Below are 798 nucleotides of genomic sequence, written 5' to 3' on the forward strand. Positions count from 1 at the left end.
GTATATATAGAAATAAAGGAGAACTAACAAATGGTAGTCAAATTAACGCAAAAACAAGCTGATTATCTTGAAACTTTTGGAAACCTTGAAGATGAAATAAACAAAAAACGAGCGCTTTGTCACATCACTCGTTTTGGTTATGGATACAATTGGATAGGCGGCGATAAATGTCCAAGTAGTGCTTTTGAGTGTTACGAGCAATTGAAAATGGTTGAAGCTGTCATTAACGGTTATGAAGTTATTGAACCTAAATTTAAGTTTTATAACTTTTCTGATAGTAGCGGAGGAACTGCATTATATTATGCTGGACAGTCTAAACAATTAACAAAATTCGAGCAAGATGCTCTTGAAGTTAAAGAGGGGAGCGAGGAATATAAAGCTTTGTTAGCTTTAGGTTTCGTTGAAGAAGAAGTATGATAACATCTTTTGAATCACTAGCTGAAAGACGATTGATAACTCTTAATTATCACAAAAAGGATAGTCAGCAGTACATCAACAGCTTAAATTACTTTGAATATGCTAGAATGTACTTTGAAAAAAATGGCTTTCCTGATGATAACAGACGAGTTTATCAAAGTGGCAAGCGAAAAGGCCAAAAAGTTAGTTGGTCTGATAAAGAGGAAAAACAGCAGAAAGACGATATTAGAAAGTTCATATATGAAAAGCAACTACAAAAGTTTAAGGGCAGAAGAAAAAGCTAGTAAACATTACGCTAGAGGTGTCAGAAAGCTATCTAAAGAGCTTGAGGAAATGAACGAAACAAAGTATAGGGCAGAGCCTAACGAGTGCTTATATGGC

2 protein-coding genes are annotated in these 798 nt (G+C 34.7%); both read left to right on the forward strand.

Annotated features, from left to right (window positions below):
- Positions 1-30: 30 nt before the first annotated feature.
- Positions 31-417 carry a hypothetical protein gene (locus EII29_RS11345; RefSeq protein ID WP_036851114.1) on the forward strand — a complete coding sequence of 129 codons (387 nt, stop codon included), beginning with the start codon at positions 31-33 and terminating at the stop codon, positions 415-417.
- A 135-nt stretch (positions 418-552) separates the two neighbouring features.
- Positions 553-798: hypothetical protein (locus tag EII29_RS11350; RefSeq protein WP_199726090.1), on the forward strand; the 246-nt coding region annotated here is incomplete at its 3' end.

It is taken from the genome of Leptotrichia sp. OH3620_COT-345 (assembly GCF_003932895.1).
In the GTDB taxonomy this organism is placed as follows: Bacteria; Fusobacteriota; Fusobacteriia; order Fusobacteriales; family Leptotrichiaceae; genus Pseudoleptotrichia.